We start from the raw sequence: 17,585 nt of genomic DNA, 5'->3' as shown, positions 1-17,585 counted from the left end.
ATCCCTCCTAATCGTCCGATAGCCAGGTTCTCAGCAGCTTCGCAAATTCTTCGGGCTGTTCCTTTGCCATCCGTTCAAGCTGACTGCGCTTCACTTTGCCTTCATCCATTTGATCATCGTTCACATCCGGCACATCAGGCAGATATGCTTCTTCGCTGAACCGGTATTCTTCCGATTCAATTTCCGTCTGTTTCCGTCTGCGGGATTTGATGAAGACTGCTGCAGCTGCACCAATCACTGCAAGCAACAGTGCAGCCCCTGCTGCGTATGCCCACAGCGGGATTGCAGCAAGCCCGGTTCTCTGCGGTATTTCAGCCTTTCCATTAAACTGCTGGACAGAGACATAAATTTTATTTTCAATTTCTTCTTCCGTTAATGGATTTTGACCCCCACCATTTTGAATGGTGGTCCGAATTACTGTGTTGAGTATTTCTTTGATGTCATTTACACTTTCAGGCGGAAGAGATGACGGATCATCCGCAACTGGCGGTTCAACGACTACCTGGATACCGACATCACGCAGTTTATATGGAGACTCAGTGATTTCTTTTCGGATTCGGTTCACATCGTTATTGATGCGCTCTTCGATTCGTTCATAATCACCAGTGCCCTGCGGGTCTTCACCCTGATAAGTCGGGTTATCTTCATCCCCCATAATTGTTCCGCCGGCCAGATCCTGATTTCCGGTAAAAGTCTCTGTAATCCGTTCGACACTTACAGCAAGCCCTTCCATGTTTTCTTTATCAACTGGTTCGACCAAATCCTCCTGACGGTTTTCCTTGGTGAAGTCAATGTCAGTGGATACGGAAACAACCACTTTTTCAGGACCCATCATCATACTGAGCATCCGCTGTACTTCACGCTGGATATCATGCTCAATCTGCTTTTTGATGGCATGCTGTTCTTCAAATGCTGTCAATGTTGTATTATTTTTCTCAGAAATAATGGAAAAGTCCTCAAAAAACTGGTTTGTAATGACGATATTATCAGTAGGCAGGTTCGGAACGCTTTTAGATGCAAGATGATACATGGCTTTTATTTGTTCAGGTTTGAACGAATAGCCTGGCTGTGTATGCAATACAATGGATGCAGATGCAAGCTCCTCTTTGTCGGTTACCCAGACGCTTTGTTCAGGAAGCGTAATCATCACCTTTGCATTGTCCACCCCGTCCATGCCCTTCAGCAAACCGGCGAGCTCTGTTTGTGTCGCTTCAAGCTTAAGGACTTTAAATTCATTGTCCGTCATGCCGAAACCTGCATTCTCTCCGAAGAACGAATAATCAATTGTTCCAGAGTCAGGTATACCTTCAGCAGCAAGCTCAACTTTGAGCGAATCCACCACTTCTTCAGGTACATAAATGGCTGTTCCGCCATTCCCCAGTTCCGACTTTATACCCCTGCTGTCAAGCGTTTGCTTGATCTGCCCTGTTTCCCTTGCTGAAAGATTGGTATAAAGGGGGACAAGATTAGCCCTTGAAGCAAAAAAGCTTGTTCCGGCCAGCAGCAGGATGAATATCGCAATGCTCCCGATCATCATTCCTTTTTGGGACTTCGTACGGCTTTTCCAAAAGTCTATTGCTTTATTTTTATAGATTAATAGCTTTTCATTCATAGTTTCCCCCGGCTTTATCTCAACAAGTCATTGCTGGTTAAATCAGATTTGCATTCGCATGATTTCCTGATAGGCTTCTATCGCTTTATTGCGGATTTCCACGGTCGTCTGCAAGGAAATGCTGGCTTTTTTGGCTGTGATCATCACTTGGTGCAAATCATCAATCTGTCCGTTTGCGAGTCTCGTTGTCGCAACATCAGATTCTTTCTGAATGCTGTTCACATCATTAATGGAGTTTTTCAACGCATCAGAAAAAGATTGGATCGATTTGGCAGCTGTCTTGTTTGCAGACGGATTATTTATGTATGCAGATTGCTGAAAAAGATTAACTGCTCCTGTAGGTTCCAAAGTAAATCACCTCTTTATTTTCCGATTTCCAGGGCTTTCATGAGCATGCCCTTGGATGCGTTCAATGCTGTCACGTTCGCTTCATAAGAACGGGTTGCACTCATGAGGTCCACCATTTCTTTCAGCGGATCGACATTGGGCAACTGTACGTACCCTTCTTCATTTGCATCCGGGTGCTCTGGCTGATACATCAGCTTAAATGGAGTCTTGTCCTCTCGTATTTCTGTTACCTTCACCCCGCCTGAACTGCTGTTTCCGTTTTTCATCATTGCCCTGCTCAGCTGGCTGCTGAACGTGCCGGCCGGTTCCATTGCAACCATTTTGCGGCGGTAAGGCTCCCAGTCCCCATTGGCATCCTGTTTCGCTCTTGTTGTATCGATATTGGCCATGTTTGATGAGATGACATCCATACGAAGGCGCTGTGCGGTTAGGGCAGAAGCACTGTTATTCAATGAATTGAAAATTGACATCCGTTATCTGCCTCCCTTTATGACTGTCTGCAGGCTGTTGAACTTACCGTTGATCCTGTCAGTCAGCGCATTGTAATAGATCTGATTTTTAGCCATCTCTGCCATTTCATGATCGATGTCGACATTATTGCCATTATGGTTATACATCGTTCCCTGCCGCTGATGGATGGACAATTGCCCGGAAGGATGTCCGCCTTTGAAATCCAAATGGCGCCGATCCGTCCTATTCGCTTTAAAATCAGCGGCCGATTGGTTCAGCACGTCCTTAAACTTGACATCTTTCGCTTTATAATCGGGCGTATCAACGTTTGCGATATTGCTTGAAATGGCCTTTTGCTTCAAGGAAGCATAGTTCAGCGAGCGTTCAAGGACCCCAAATGTTTCTGTTGAAAATAATTTCATCGTCCGAATCCTCACCTTTACTGAATTTCTTGTCGAAAACACAAAGAAATTAGCAATCTTTGTATACACTTGCTCCCTTATTGTAAATAAAAGAAAAATTATTGTCTATGCTGTCAATCATTCTGCTTATGTTTTTCGTCAAAAAGTACTATTTTACCCCCAAAATTGTTTCGATAAACTCGAAATTATTAGTTTTCAGGAAAATAACTGGCGAAAAGAGGCAAACTGTATAAAAAGTTTATTCTGTTTTTGCCGCGACATAATGAGAGGTGCTCGGCTGGAGGAAGAACTGGTTTCCAAAGGCAGCCGTTTTGTTCATCAAGGTCACTAAAGAAAACCCGCCGATTGGCGAGCCTTTAAGGAAAAGCAGAGGTGCAGTTGTCCTTTCTTGCTGGCATTTTACACCTTTCTATACGAAAAAAAGCCTTGACTGAGTATGTCAGACAAGGCTTTTACTTTTCATTAGTTTGTTTTCAATTTTGAAAGTTCTACGAGGAACTTATCGTTCAACACTTTAATATATGTCCCTTTCATGCCGAGTGATCTTGATTCGATGACACCGGCACTTTCCAGCTTGCGCAGGGCGTTCACGATAACTGATCGGGTGATGCCGACGCGGTCAGCGATTTTGCTCGCCACCAGCAGGCCTTCATTGCCGTCCAGTTCTTCAAAAATGTGCTCGATGGCTTCAAGTTCACTGTAAGATAATGAGCTGATGGCCATTTGAACAACCGCTTTGCTTCTCGCTTCCTCTTCGATTTCCTCTGCTTTTTCACGCAGAATTTCCATTCCGACAACAGTTGCACCATATTCGGCAAGGATGAGATCTTCATCATGGAACTCATTTTTAACCCTTGAAAGGATTAATGTGCCGAGGCGTTCTCCGCCTCCTATAATCGGCACGACAGTTGTCAGCCCGGATTTGAACAATTCCCTGTTCTCAACCGGGAAAGCGGTGTACTCACTGTTGATGTCAAGGTTAGCTGTCGTTTCGGACACATTGAACAGATTTTTTGTGTACTCCGGCGGAAACTGACGGTCCGCTAGCATTTTTTTCATACGCTCATTTTCAATTTCCTGGTTGATGGCAAATCCAAGGAGTTTTCCGCGCCTGCTTACGACGAAGATGTTTGCAGTGATCACATCGCGAAGGGACTCTGCCATTTCCTTGAAATTCACAGGCTTGCCTGCAGCCTCCTGGAGCATTGCATTAATTTTACGTGTCTTTTCCAATAAATTCATCAAAATTGCCTCCCTGTTAATCCTATAAAATATATTGACTCAAATCACGGTTCTTAGCAATTTTCTGAAGTTTTTCATCGACATATTGAGGGGTGATCTTTATTGTGTCCATCGTAATATCCGGTGCTTCAAACAAGAGGTCTTCCAAAAGCCGTTCCATGATCGTCTGCAGCCTCCTGGCTCCGATATTGTCTGTGTCTTGATTTACCTCATATGCAATTGCTGCAATCTTACGAATAGCATCGTCAGAAAATTCCAATTGTATACCTTCCGTTTCCAGCAGAGCCTGATACTGTTTGAGAAGGGCATTGTCAGGTTCCACGAGGATGCGGTAAAAATCTTCCGCTGTCAGGTCATTCAATTCGACCCGGATCGGGAATCTTCCCTGGAGCTCTGGGATCAGATCCGATGGCTTCGCCATATGGAATGCGCCGGCAGCGACAAACAGGACATGGTCTGTTTTTACCTGTCCGTATTTGGTTGTAATTGTCGAGCCTTCAACAATCGGCAAAATGTCACGCTGAACCCCTTCACGGGATACATCGGCAGAATTTTGGTTTTTTCCAGCTATTTTGTCGATTTCGTCTATAAATATGATTCCCATATGTTCCGCCCGTGAAACAGCTTCCTGAGAAACCTCATCCATATCAATCAGTTTTTGGGCTTCCTCCTGGATCAAGTATGTCCTTGCTTCTGATACAGGCAGCTTCTTCTTCTTCTTTTTCTTAGGCATGAAATTTCCAAGGGCATCCTGAAAATTCATACCCATTTGTTCCATCCCCGAACCTTGAAGCATATCAAACATGTTTTGCTGCTGTTCTTCCACTTCAATAGTGACAATCTTATCTTCCAGTTCTCCAAGCGCCAATTTGTGGGCAGCCTGCCGGCGCTGCTGTGCAATTGATTGTTCTTCCTGGCTGTTCGCTGCCGCATCATCGTCCTCTCCATTTGCCTGTCCGCCAAATAGCATTTCAAATGGGTTTTTCATATTTTGCGTTTTTGTTTTGGAAGGGACAAGCACTTCCACAAGGCGTTTATTTGCATTTTCTTCTGCTTTTTCCTTGACCGTTTTCATTTTTTCCTCTTTGACGAGGCGGACTGACGTTTCGACGAGATCACGCACCATCGACTCCACGTCACGCCCGACATAGCCTACCTCGGTGAACTTCGTTGCTTCGACTTTTACAAACGGCGCCCCTACCAGCTTGGCAAGCCGTCTTGCAATTTCCGTTTTCCCAACACCAGTAGGGCCGATCATCAATATGTTTTTCGGAACGACTTCATCCTTCAGCTTATTATCGAGGAGGCTCCTGCGGTACCGGTTCCGAAGTGCTACCGACACCGCACGCTTTGCACCATTCTGGCCAATAATATATTGATCGAGCCGGTCCACGATTTGCCTGGGCGTCAAACTTGTTGTCATAGGATTACCTCCCGATATTATAATTGTTCCAGGACAATCTGGTCATTGGTGTATACGCAAATTTCGCCTGCGATTTCAAGGGCGGCCCTCGCAATGCCTGGTGCATCGAGGTTGTCGCCGGAGTGCCGCTTCAGGGCCCGCCCGGCTGCAAGTGCATAATTGCCGCCTGATCCGATAGCTAAAATACCATCGTCCGGCTCTATCACTTCTCCCGTTCCCGAAATCAGCAGCAGGCTGTCTTTATTCATGATAATCAGCATGGCTTCCAGCTTCCTCAGCATTTTATCGCTGCGCCATTCTTTTGCAAGCTCCACGGCTGCACGCTGAAGGTTGCCGTTGTATTCCTCAAGCTTGCCTTCAAACTTCTCGAATAAAGTGAACGCATCTGCGACTGAACCAGCAAAACCGGCAAGCACTTTGCCGCCGTACAGTCTTCTTACCTTTTTGGCGGTATGTTTCATCACTACGGCATTTCCGAACGTCACCTGTCCGTCTCCCGCCATGGCAGACTCGCCTTTATGCCGGACCGCAAATATGGTTGTTGCATGAAAACCAGCTTCCACGGTTCATACCTCCCAATAAACAATATTGACATACATTCATCGCTTGCATATTTTCATTTTTTTAAATATATATGACAATTCACCCTTTTAAATGGTTATGCACGAGGATGATGATTCATATATGTTTTTCGTAAATGATCTTTCGTTATATGTGTATAAATCTGAGTCGAAGAAAGATGGGAATGTCCCAGCAGCTCCTGGACAGACCTTAAATCAGCGCCTTCATTGAGCAGATGGGTTGCAAACGTGTGGCGGAGGACATGGGGGCTGATGCTGATTGTAAGCGAAGCATCATCAATCATTTTGCTTAAAATCAGACGGATTCCCCTGTCCGTAAGCGAGCGGCCGCGGTTATTCAAAAACAAGGAAGAACTCTCCTCATCCGCTTTGGCACTGAGCTTTTTCCTGCCATCTTTTATGTACTTTTCCAGAGCATCCTGTGCGTAGCTGCCGATCGGCACATACCTTTCCTTCCGGCCCTTACCGTGGATAAGGGCGATCCCCAGGGTCAGGTCAATATTGGCGATATCAAGCCCGCTGCATTCACTTACCCTGATGCCGCTGCCATATAAAAGTTCCAAAATTGCCTGGTTTCGCTGGCCGAGCGGAGTAGCCACGTCGGCTGCTTTGAAAAGCTGGTCAAGTTCTTCGTAGTATAGGAACTGCGGCAGCCTGCCTTCCTTTTTCGGCTGATGCACCATTGAAAATGGATTCTGGTCCACCGCATTTTCCCTGAGAAGAAACTTATAAAAGCTCCTAAGGCTCGAAATTCGCCGCGCCACTGATTTTCTCGCCAGCTGCCTCTGGTAAAGTTCCGTTAAATAGATTCTTACAGAGGCATAAGAAACAGCAGCAAACACTGGTATGTCCTGCTGCTTCAAAAATGCTTCAAACTCTTTAATATCAGCCAAGTATCCCTGCAGCGTATGCGGGGAGTAGTTTCGTTCAATTTGGATGTATTCACTGAATTGCCGGACTGCCTGTTCATTCGTTAACATGCCGTCACCTCATCACAAGACCTACTAAATCGTATCACAGTTCAGTATACGGTACAATGGAAATTCATAAACTTTTTACAAAATTCTGAATTGTGTCCAGTGCTCTTTTGCCGTATTGCTCATTCCGTTCCTGTTTTTTGCGGATTTTTTCGGCAAGCGGCGGGAACAGGCCAAAATTCGCATTCATCGGCTGGAAGTTCTTCGGGTTGGCGCTGGTGATATACCTTGCCATGCTGCCCATCGCTGTTTCGGCCGGGAACTGTACAGGTTCCTGCCCGTTTACGACTCTCGCAGCATTTATGCCTGCGATCAAGCCTGACGCAGCCGATTCAACGTATCCTTCCACACCTGTCATTTGACCGGCAAAGAACAGGTCGTCGCGCTCTTTATACTGATATGTCGGCCTTAAAAGGTTCGGTGAATTGACAAATGTATTTCTGTGCATGACGCCGTAACGGACAATTTCTGCATTTTCCAGTCCAGGAATCATCCGGATCACTTCTTTTTGAGGACCCCATTTCAAGTGTGTCTGGAATCCGACGATGTTGTACAGGGTTCCGGCGGCATCATCCTGGCGGAGCTGGACAACCGCATACGGCTGTTTTCCCGTCTTCGGATCCTCAAGGCCGACCGGCTTCATCGGTCCGAACAGCATCGTCTTTTTGCCGCGGCCTCCCATTACTTCAATCGGCATGCAGCCTTCGAAAAACATCTCTTTTTCAAATTCCTTGACCTGGACGGTTTCGGCTTCCATGAGTGCTTCATAGAAGAGGTCAAATTCCTCTTCTGTCATCGGGCAATTGAGGTACGCCGCTTCACCTTTATCGTATCTCGACTTCAAGTAAACCTTGTCCATGTTGATGCTGTCTTTTTCGATGATCGGTGCTGCCGCATCATAGAAATATAAGTATTCTTCACCAGTCAGTTCTTTCAGCCTTGCAGATAGTGCCTCAGAAGTAAGCGGACCGGTTGCAACAATGGCAGGTTCTTCAGGAAGTTCCGTCACTTCTTCATTCGTGACGGTCACATTCGGGTGACCTTTCACATGTTCCGTAACATAAGCTGCGAACTCATGCCGGTCGACAGCCAACGCTCCTCCTGCCGGGACAGAAGAAGCGTCCCCGGCTTTGATAATGACGGAGTTGCAATTCCGCATTTCCTCCTTCAATACACCGACTGCATTCGTCAGTGCGTTCGCCCTCAGGGAGTTGCTGCAGACCAATTCTGCGAATTTATCCGTATGATGTGCAGGTGTCTGCCTGACCGGGCGCATCTCATGCAAATGGACATTGATGCCCCGTTCGGCAAGCTGCCATGCGGCTTCACTGCCGGCCAGTCCGGCTCCGATTACATGTACGGTCTTTGTTGTCATTGGTGGATCCCCCTATTTTCATGTTACGTCTGTGCCTCTTCTTTATAATCGCATTCCGTACAATGTACTTGTACACCTTTTTTTGACTTCTTTTCAACCAATAAGTTTTCACATTTCGGGCATTTTCGTGCAATCGGTTTATCCCATGACAGGAACTCGCATTCCGGATAGTTGTCGCATCCGTAAAATATCCGTTTCTTTTTGCTTTTCCTTTCCACAATGTTCCCTGTATCGCAGCTAGGGCACTTTACGCCGATATCTTTGACGATCGGCTTTGTGTTGCGGCAGTCTGGGAAATTGGAGCACGCCATGAATTTACCGTAGCGCCCCATTTTATAAACCATTTCCGAACCGCACTTTTCGCAGTCTTCCCCTGCAGGTTCATCTTTGATTTCAACTTTTTCCATTTCCTTTTCAGCAACATCAAGCCTTTTCTCAAATTCTTTATAGAACCTGTCGATGATTTGCACCCATTCGGCATCTCCGTCTTCAACGCTGTCAAGATTCCGTTCCATGTCAGCAGTGAAATCCACATCGATGATTTCCGGAAAAAACTCAACAATCAATTCGTGGACTATTTCTCCGAGCTCAGTCGGCACGAAACGTTTGTTGTCCAGTGCTACATAACCGCGGCGCTGGATGGTATCAAGCGTAGGAGCATACGTTGACGGGCGGCCGATCCCCAGTTCCTCGAGTGTCCTTACAAGACGTGCTTCCGTATAACGGGGCGGCGGCTGTGTGAAATGCTGGTTCGGCTGGATTTCCGACGCTTCAACATTGTCGCCTTCCTTCATGTCCGGCAGCGTGCGGTCCTCTTCTTTCTTGTCATCATCTGTGCCTTCCACGTACACTTTCATGAAACCTGGAAACTTCACCTTTGAACCGTTTGCACGGAACAGCACACCATTATTGACAAGTTCCACCGTCATTGTGTCGAGGACAGCCGGTGCCATCTGGCTTGCAATGAAACGTTCCCATATAAGTTTATAAAGCCTGAACTGGTCTCTGCTCAGGTAGCTTTTGATTTCTTTTGGCGACCGGAGGGCTGAGGTCGGGCGCACAGCTTCGTGGGCATCCTGGGCAGCCGCCTGCTTTTTCCCCTGCTTTTTGCCTTTGCCGATGAACTGTTCACCGTAATTTCCAGTGATGAAGTCGGCAGCTTCTTTGGAGGCCGTCTCGGAAATTCTGGTGGAGTCTGTCCTCATGTATGTGATCAGGCCGACTGTGCCTTCCTTTTTTCCGAGGTCGATTCCTTCATATAACTGCTGGGCAAGCATCATCGTCTTTTTCGCCCTGAAGTTCAGCTTTCGGGCCGCTTCCTGCTGCAGGGATGATGTTGTAAAAGGCTGGGCCGGATTCCGCTTCCTCTCCTTCTTGGTGACAGACTTTATTTGAAAACGTTTTCCATCAAGCTTTCCGGTGACGTTTTTAACATCGCCTTCAGACTTCAACTCGATTTTTTCGCCGTCAGCACTATGGAAATTAGCCTCGAACGTTTCACCGTCTTTTTCAAACAGCGCTTTGATAGTCCAGTATTCTTCAGGTTCAAAATCATTTATTTCTTTTTCACGGTCGATAATGAGTCTGACAGCGACCGATTGGACACGGCCGGCACTGAGCCCTTTTTTCACTTTTTTCCATAAAAGCGGGCTGATATTGTAGCCGACCAGCCTGTCAAGGATACGCCTTGCCTGCTGGGCGTCGACAAGATCCATATTGATCGTGCGCGGATGCTTGAAAGATTCTTTGACGGCATCTTTTGTAATTTCATTGAACACAACGCGAATGTCACCTTCTGTATCTAAATCGAGACTATGTGCCAAATGCCAGGCGATCGCTTCCCCTTCACGGTCGGGGTCAGCTGCGAGATAAACTTTCTTCGCTTTTTTGGCTGCTGCTTTCAATTCTTTTAATACAGGGCCCTTCCCCCTGATTGTAATATATTTGGGACGGTAGTCATCTTCGACGTCGACCCCCATCTGGCTTTTTGGTAAATCAATTACGTGTCCCATCGATGCTTTCACTTTATATTTTTTACCGAGATAGCGCTCGATGGTCTTGGCTTTTGCCGGTGATTCAACAATTACTAGGTAATCAGCCATAAAACCCTTTTCCCCCTTAAGAGGTTTATTAAAATCTTCCCTATTATCAAATAACTTAATGTTGTTTGTCAAACTGAATTTTCTTCTGTCAATAACTTTACTATCTTTTATCACCGTTTATTCACAAAATAAAACCAGCTCATCTATTATATCATCCGGGTTTATCACCGGATGGGCTCCTTCTTTGATGAGGCGGTTCGTCCCTGCTGCACAGGGTTCGAAAATCGACCCAGGCACGGCGAATACTTCCCTGTTCTGATCGAGTGCCTGGTCAGCCGTTATTAAAGAGCCGCTTCGTTCTTTCGCTTCAACGACCACAGTAGCAGGTGATAAACCGCTTATAATCCGGTTGCGTTGTGGGAATTGCCATTTTTGAGGCCTGATATGAGGCGGGTATTCAGAAAGTAGAAGATGGGAAGCTGATATTTGTTCAGCAAGATGCAGATTTTCTCGAGGATATACATGGTGAAAGCCTGAACCTAAAACAGCAATTGTCGCTCCATTTCCGCTGATGGCAGCTCTATGGGAAGCTGCGTCAATGCCCGCGGCCAGCCCGCTTATGATACCCCAGCCCTGGTTTGTCAGCGCTTTGCAAATCACTTCTGCCGCTTTCCTGCCGTCCGCTGAAGGGTTCCTTGTTCCGACAACACTGATCCAGTTCCTTTGCTGAAGATATTCTGTTCTCCCTTTTCCGTAAAGAACCCATGGAGGATCGGCGATTTCCTTTAAAATAGAAGGATATCCGGAATCGAAAACGGTCAGGGCCGTAATTTTTTCTTCATTATATACAGCAAGGACTCCGTCGATTGAAATTTTCCGCAGGTTATCATAAAACTGCCTGGCAAAACCGGTATTAAACTGAAATACATTCATTAGTTCATGCACTGACATATTATAAACAGATGTAAGCCCCGGGTCAACTTCAACCATACTGCGAATGGCGGACCAGCTTGCACCGCCGCTGCAATGATGGATGTGAATCAGCTTTTCATTGGCAGCTGTCATTCATTACCTCCTTGTACCCGGCGGATCTTCCCGCCTTGATTTAAAAACGTGCCCGGTAAAAAAATAACTATGTGAAATCTGCAAGCAAAACGGCCAGCTTTCCCCAGCTCCATAGAACATACCGGCCTCTTCAGTTGCCGCAGGATGCAGTCATGGCAGGTCCATGGTATTCACCGGCCGATATCCCGGCTTTCACTCACTGGCTCAGCCTGGGTGACAGGACAGCAGAGCCTTTCGGGCTTAGCTGCAACGGCAGATTAATATAAACATTGCAAGCCACGGCCAAATGGTAAAAAAGCCCCCGGCTTAAACCGGCCGGGAGCTGGTGAATTTCTTAATGGGTTTTACACTTGTCATACAAGCCGTTTTCTTTTAGGACCGAAATCATCGTTTCGCCGATGACAGCCGGAGTTTCGGCAACTTTGATACCGCACTCATTCATCGTCTTGATTTTTTCGGCTGCCGTTCCCTTACCGCCGGAAATGATGGCGCCGGCATGGCCCATTCGTTTTCCTGGAGGTGCAGTCTGTCCGCCGATAAACCCAATGACAGGCTTCTTCATGTTCGCCTTTACCCACTCTGCCGCTTCCTCTTCGGCAGTTCCGCCGATTTCACCGATCATGACAACTGCATACGTATCTTCATCTTCATTGAATGCTTTCAAAACATCGATGAAGTCTGTACCATTGACCGGGTCCCCGCCGATGCCGACTGCGGTAGACTGCCCGATTCCTGAAGTTGACAGCTGGTCGACCGCTTCGTATGTGAGGGTTCCGGAACGGGATACAATTCCGACGTGGCCTTTTTTATGGATATATCCAGGCATGATACCGATTTTACATTCTTCCGGCGTAATGACACCCGGGCAGTTAGGCCCGACAAGACGTGTCTTCTTGCCTTCCATATAGCGGCGAACCTTAACCATATCAAGTACAGGAATTCCTTCTGTAATTGTTATGACAAGGTCAAGCTCAGCATCGACCGCTTCCATGATCGCGTCGGCTGCGAACGCAGGCGGAACATAGACTACAGAAGCGTTGGCACCTGTTTTTTCAATCGCTTCTGTCAGCGTATCAAATACCGGTACACCTGCAGCTTCAGTGCCGCCCTTTCCAGGAGTTACACCGCCGACAATTTTAGTGCCGTATTCCAGCATTTGCTCCGTATGAAATAAACCGGTAGCACCGGTGATTCCCTGTACAATCACTTTGGTATCCTTATTTACATAAATACTCATTTCCGCTTCCCCGCCTTTCTTACTTTACTAGTGATACAATTTTTTCTGCACCGTCTGCCATAGAGTCGGCTGCGGTGATATTGAGTCCTGATTCGTTCAGGATTTTACGGCCAAGTTCGACGTTTGTGCCTTCAAGGCGCACAACAAGCGGAAGCTCAAGCCCTACTTGCTTCGTAGCCTCTACTACACCGTTTGCAATGATATCACACTTCATGATGCCGCCGAAAATGTTAACGAAAATCCCTTTGACGTTATCATCGGAAAGGATGATTTTGAACGCTTCGGTCACTTTTTCGGTTGTGGCGCCGCCCCCAACATCAAGGAAGTTCGCCGGGTCGCCCCCGTAATGCTTAATGATGTCCATGGTCGCCATGGCCAGACCAGCGCCGTTGACCATACAGCCGATATTTCCGTCAAGCGGAATATAGTTAAGGTCATATTTTGATGCTTCGATTTCCTTCTGGTCTTCTTCTTCCAGGTCACGGTACTCCAAAATGTCCTTATGGCGGTAAAGCGCATTCGGATCAAAATTCAATTTGGCATCAAGCGCCATGACATTGCCGTCCCCTGTCGTGACAAGAGGATTGATTTCGGCGATTGAACAATCCTTATCAACGAAGACTTGGTAAAGGCCAAGCATGAACTTGACCGCTTTGTTGACAAGTTCTTTCGGGATATTGATGTTGAATGCAAGCCGCCTCGCCTGGAAAGGAAGCAGGCCGACTGCCGGGTCTACAACTTCTTTAAAGATTTTCTCCGGCGTTTTTTCTGCTACTTCTTCAATTTCTGTTCCGCCTTCTTCAGACGCCATCATTACGACGCGTGAAGTCGCACGGTCAAGCACAAGGCCTACATAGTATTCCTTTTGAATGTCGCAGCCTTCCTCGATCAGGAGACGCTTTACTTCTTTGCCTTCAGGGCCTGTCTGGTGTGTAACCAGTGTCTTGCCGAGGATTTCTTCAGCGTATGTACGCACTTCGTCAAGATTTTTTGCAACCTTGACACCGCCTGCCTTTCCGCGTCCGCCCGCATGGATCTGCGCCTTGACAACGGTTACATCTGTGGCGAGTTCTTTCGCTGCTTCAACAGCTTCATCCACAGAAAAGGCAACTTTTCCATTCGGGACTGCTACCCCGTAATTTCTGAGGAGTTCTTTCCCCTGATACTCGTGGATATTCATTCTCCATCCTCCTATCCTATGTATGACAATTTTCAAATCATTTTCATTGTATATAAAATTCATACACATTGTCTACCGTTCAATCTTATCCGGAACAATCAAATTTTGCCACTAATCAGCCAAATCGGAAGGATTGCTGTGAAAAAGCAGTGCTTGAATCGCTCGTCCGCACCGGAAATTCAGCATTTTGACAGAAAAAATCCCGGCGATCCTCCAGTCCAGGTGAAGGCAGAGGCTCATCTGCACTTCTTCATATTCATAAAGCTTCGGCTTTGCCGTGATATTTCTTGACTGATATGTATTCTTTCCTATAAGGCAAAAAACTGCAATCGTCACTGCAGCAAACCGATAGCCAGGCATCCTGTATTAAGGCAAGTGGTTCAGATATATGGAAAAGCAGTAGCGGCAGCAAGCAAAAACGAGTAATGTACCTCCAAACAGCATCTCAATTAACAGGATTCCAACAGCGGATGTCACTTCCCAATCTTTTATGGGATTACAGTGTAAAACAACAGGAAAAATTGTTTAATTTTGGAAGAAAGATGCCTCTGGAGGCATTGGCTTTCCGCGGGGCGTCCGGGAAGCCCCGCGGCTCAGTGCTATAAACAACTGAATGACCAAAATATAGGCACGGAAACTTGCTTTCCATGCCTATATTCAAAGAAAGTCCAACATTACAGGCACTGAATCCTGCTTTCGATACCTATATTCAAGGAGAGTTCAACATTACAGGCACTGAATCCTGCTTTCGATACCTATATTCAAGGAGAGTTCAACATTACAGGCACTGAATTAGCATTCAGTGCCTGTAAACAGCTGGATGACCAAAATATAGGCACTTCCCCATCAATAACTGAACCACCTGGTATTAAGGTAAGCTACCTGTTCAATTTCCAATCCCATCATCCCGGTCGATCCTGTACAAAAAGGCAAATATTTCTGCAACTGCCTGGTACAGCTCTTCCGGAATTTCTTCATTGATATCCAGCTGTGACAATAAACCGACAAGAGAAGGGTCCTCTTGGATTGGCACATTGCTTTCGCGTGCCCGCCTTATAATTTCATCTGCAACATAGCCGCTCCCCTTTGCCTTAAGCTTCGGGGCATCACTTGCCCCTGCGTTATATGAGAGGGCCGCAGCCTGCCGTTTCGCCCAGTCTTTGGTCATATTTTGAAATCCACTCCTGTTCGCCTGCCTGGATTGGGGCCAGCTTGATATAAACTTGCCGGGGTTTCATCCTTCGCTTCCTTCTGTTGTTCTATACTGGCCGTTTTCACTGAAGACAGGCGGTATCCGATTTCTTCAAGTCCGCTGGCAAGTGCCGGTTTCCATTTTTGGATAAGCGGCTCCAGCTGCTGTTCTGTCAGGATGGTGATCGATAAAATCCGGTTCTGGACAAGGACACCGGCCGTAACGTCGCCGAGCCGGTTCAGATTAACGGCGAAAATCATACTGCAGTAGTCAGGGTCGATCCCCCCGCCTTCTTTCTCTTTCCCCTGGATGTGAATGCTGATGTCCCTCGCTTCACCTGCAGCCTGAAAAGGAACCTGCACAGTGTACTGTTCAATCGCTGTGCTTGTCTGAACAGATGCCAACTGTATTCCGGTTAACCTGTTTACCGTCTGCTGCAGCCTGTCTCTGAGATCTGCGGAAATATTCTCCTGGTTGATCAGTTCAAGGAGAGCGGATTTAATCGATGGAAAGTTCTTTCCGGCAGCTGCATGTCTTTCATGGTTCATACCAAGTAATTGCTGCATTTCTTTGACCGCTGAATGAAATCTTCCGCTTTTTGTGACTGTATTCAAAAAAAGGCTATCGATGAGATTCAATTCAGAAGCCCTGAGGCTTTGACTGCCGCTGTTTAAAAGCTGCTGCAGAGCCGCTGTAGCTTCGGAAGGGGAAACTGACGCTCTTGACTGTGCGAATAGATCACGAAGCACAGAGGACCCCTGAGAGCCGTCAATATTCTTAAATCCGTCGGAAACCCGGATGAGGTGCTCGATATTTTCCTTTGTCAATCCGCTTTTTGCCAGCAGATTGAAAGCCTCATTCTGTAATGCCGAATGGCCCGATGCTGTTTTTATGATGCCCAGCAGGATGTCAGACGCAACCGGAACCGTTTTGAGCATTGCCAGAAGCGGATGTGATTCCGGCAGCCTGGATGCGAGCAAGGTCCGCAGTTCACCGAGGTCCTGGGAAATTGGCTTCCCTTCAACCATGGCCTGATAAGATTCGAATACAGAAGGGGTAATCGGCATATTCCTCCTGATCATTCCGGCCAGGACATCAATTGTATTTCGGCTGCTCTTTGTATTATCGAGAAGGAAGGATGCTTCTTTGAGCATATTTTTTGTAAACGGAATATTTTCGGCGATCAAGCGGCTGAAGAGCGCACGGGCTTTGCTGTCTGGCCGAAGTCCGAGTTTATTGAGGACCGCTTCATCAGGACCCGCCGCAGACAGACTTTGTCCGTCGAGGGGCTTAATCACTTTTAAAACGGGGATGCCTGGATTGGATAAAACCTCGAATAGGTAGTGCTGATGCAGGACAAGCGGTGCCTCAAGCCTTGCATGCAATTTCATTCCGCCCAGACCGACCAGGGCGGTCTGGCCCGGGAACAATTTCAGCACTTTCCCCTGGAAAAGTCCGCCTGCTGGCAGCCTCACCGTTTCACTTTTATTATGTATAGCAGGCAGCTTTAAAATGCTTTCTATTAATGATAACCCGTTCATGACATCACCTGTTATATCCGATTTTTCACCGGACCGAAAGAACGGCGGTGGAATGGGGCCGGGCCCAGCTTTTCCAGTGCCTCAAGGTGGGTGCTGGTAGGATAGCCCATATGCTTTTCAAAACCATACCCCGGATAGCGCCTGCCGAGATCTTTCATCAGCCGGTCCCTTTTCACTTTGGCAATGATTGAGGCGGCGGCGATGGATACACTGTGCCCATCCCCTTTAATGATAGCTTCCTGGCTGATCTCTGTGTCGATTTCAACAGCGTCGACAAGCAGGTGGTCAGGTTGTGTGTCAAGTCCTTCTACCGCCCGCTTCATTGCCAGCCGTGAAGCCTGGTAAATGTTGAGCCGGTCAATTTCTTCAGGCTCGGAAATTCCAATGCAAACCGATAGTGCATTTTTTAGTATCTCCTGTTCAAGCTCTTCCCTCTTTTGTTCTGATAGTTTTTTAGAATCATCCAGGCCAAGTATGAGACAATCTTCCGGTAAAATGACAGCCGCAGCGACTACTGGACCTGCCAGCGGCCCGCGCCCCACTTCGTCCACACCGGCTATTGCTGAAGCGCCTTTCCGGCGTGCTTTCTGCTCATAAATGCTCATCCGGCAAAACCGGTCTCGAAGATCACGGATTCGCCTTTCCTGTTTTTCAAAGCGCTTCAAAAGGTGCTGAACACCCTTTCGCCTGTCTTCCTTTAATTTCTCAACAAGCACCGGATCGGGTTGTCCATCATTAAACAGCAATGTTTCGATTTCTTTAATTGATTTATTAAGCAATACCATCACCTTCTCTTTTTATATCGGCATTAATCATGCCAATTCCACTGTAAATGCCTGACAGGATTCCCGCTTTTCCTTTAGCCGTTAGACCCCCCATTTTCTTCCGAGGAACAAAA

Annotated in this window: 16 protein-coding genes; all 16 read right to left on the bottom strand. The window is 47.0% G+C overall.

Translation table 11 applies throughout. The features are described from left to right. Positions 1-7 precede the first annotated feature (7 nt). The 16 genes from fliF to A4U59_RS09145 all read right to left on the bottom strand — a co-directional run bounded on the left by fliF (position 8) and on the right by A4U59_RS09145 (position 17,466). Entirely contained in the window at positions 8-1,612 is a 1,605-nt protein-coding gene (fliF, locus tag A4U59_RS09225) for a flagellar basal-body MS-ring/collar protein FliF (protein WP_066173029.1), read from the bottom strand. A gap of 42 nt (positions 1,613-1,654) precedes the next feature. Next, positions 1,655-1,960: a flagellar hook-basal body complex protein FliE gene (gene fliE, locus A4U59_RS09220; protein ID WP_083270772.1), complete on the bottom strand. Its 306-nt coding sequence runs from the start codon at positions 1,958-1,960 to the stop codon at positions 1,655-1,657. A gap of 14 nt (positions 1,961-1,974) precedes the next feature. Continuing rightward, on the bottom strand, positions 1,975-2,430 hold the full coding sequence (gene flgC, locus A4U59_RS09215; RefSeq protein ID WP_066173027.1) for a flagellar basal body rod protein FlgC: 456 nt from the start codon (positions 2,428-2,430) through the stop codon (positions 1,975-1,977). A gap of 3 nt (positions 2,431-2,433) precedes the next feature. Then, on the bottom strand, positions 2,434-2,832 hold the full coding sequence (gene flgB, locus A4U59_RS09210) for a flagellar basal body rod protein FlgB (protein WP_066173026.1): 399 nt from the start codon (positions 2,830-2,832) through the stop codon (positions 2,434-2,436). A 462-nt stretch (positions 2,833-3,294) separates the two neighbouring features. Next, positions 3,295-4,074: a GTP-sensing pleiotropic transcriptional regulator CodY gene (gene codY, locus A4U59_RS09205; RefSeq protein WP_066173024.1), complete on the bottom strand. Its 780-nt coding sequence runs from the start codon at positions 4,072-4,074 to the stop codon at positions 3,295-3,297. 22 nt (positions 4,075-4,096) lie between these two features. Continuing rightward, positions 4,097-5,497 (bottom strand): ATP-dependent protease ATPase subunit HslU, encoded by a 1,401-nt coding sequence (gene hslU, locus A4U59_RS09200; protein ID WP_066173021.1) that lies wholly within the window; start codon positions 5,495-5,497, stop codon positions 4,097-4,099. A gap of 17 nt (positions 5,498-5,514) precedes the next feature. Further along, a complete protein-coding gene (gene hslV, locus A4U59_RS09195) occupies positions 5,515-6,060 on the bottom strand; it encodes an ATP-dependent protease subunit HslV (RefSeq protein WP_083270771.1) in 546 nt (181 codons plus the stop codon). A 95-nt stretch (positions 6,061-6,155) separates the two neighbouring features. Then, complete coding sequence (xerC, locus tag A4U59_RS09190) at positions 6,156-7,058, bottom strand: tyrosine recombinase XerC (protein ID WP_066173019.1); 903 nt, start codon at positions 7,056-7,058, stop codon at positions 6,156-6,158. A 64-nt stretch (positions 7,059-7,122) separates the two neighbouring features. Next, positions 7,123-8,430, bottom strand: a complete 1,308-nt coding sequence (gene trmFO, locus A4U59_RS09185; protein ID WP_066173017.1) for an FADH(2)-oxidizing methylenetetrahydrofolate--tRNA-(uracil(54)-C(5))-methyltransferase TrmFO — start codon at positions 8,428-8,430, stop codon at positions 7,123-7,125. Positions 8,431-8,453: 23 nt separating this feature from the next. Beyond that, positions 8,454-10,532, bottom strand: coding sequence for a type I DNA topoisomerase (topA, locus tag A4U59_RS09180; RefSeq protein ID WP_066173014.1), 2,079 nt, complete (start codon positions 10,530-10,532; stop codon positions 8,454-8,456). Between the two features lie 117 nt (positions 10,533-10,649). Next, the gene (dprA, locus tag A4U59_RS09175) at positions 10,650-11,537 is read right to left on the bottom strand and encodes a DNA-processing protein DprA (protein ID WP_066173013.1); all 888 of its coding nucleotides are present in this window, start codon (positions 11,535-11,537) and stop codon (positions 10,650-10,652) included. 334 nt (positions 11,538-11,871) lie between these two features. Beyond that, positions 11,872-12,774 (bottom strand): succinate--CoA ligase subunit alpha, encoded by a 903-nt coding sequence (sucD, locus tag A4U59_RS09170; protein ID WP_066173011.1) that lies wholly within the window; start codon positions 12,772-12,774, stop codon positions 11,872-11,874. Positions 12,775-12,793: 19 nt separating this feature from the next. Then, complete coding sequence (gene sucC, locus A4U59_RS09165; RefSeq protein ID WP_066173009.1) at positions 12,794-13,954, bottom strand: ADP-forming succinate--CoA ligase subunit beta; 1,161 nt, start codon at positions 13,952-13,954, stop codon at positions 12,794-12,796. Positions 13,955-14,840: 886 nt separating this feature from the next. After that, positions 14,841-15,122 carry an EscU/YscU/HrcU family type III secretion system export apparatus switch protein gene (locus A4U59_RS09155; protein ID WP_066173006.1) on the bottom strand — a complete coding sequence of 94 codons (282 nt, stop codon included), beginning with the start codon at positions 15,120-15,122 and terminating at the stop codon, positions 14,841-14,843. Further along, positions 15,119-16,687: a hypothetical protein gene (locus A4U59_RS09150; RefSeq protein WP_066173004.1), complete on the bottom strand. Its 1,569-nt coding sequence runs from the start codon at positions 16,685-16,687 to the stop codon at positions 15,119-15,121. Before A4U59_RS09150 ends, A4U59_RS09155 begins: the two co-directional genes overlap by 4 nt. A gap of 11 nt (positions 16,688-16,698) precedes the next feature. Continuing rightward, positions 16,699-17,466, bottom strand: coding sequence for a ribonuclease HII (locus A4U59_RS09145; RefSeq protein ID WP_169823945.1), 768 nt, complete (start codon positions 17,464-17,466; stop codon positions 16,699-16,701). Positions 17,467-17,585: the final 119 nt, after the last annotated feature.

The organism is Bacillus marinisedimentorum, assembly GCF_001644195.2.
GTDB classification, from domain to species: domain Bacteria; phylum Bacillota; class Bacilli; order Bacillales; family Bacillaceae_O; genus Bacillus_BL; species Bacillus_BL marinisedimentorum.
The sequence above is the reverse complement of the archived record's forward strand: the minus strand, read 5'-3'. Positions and strand labels throughout refer to the sequence as shown.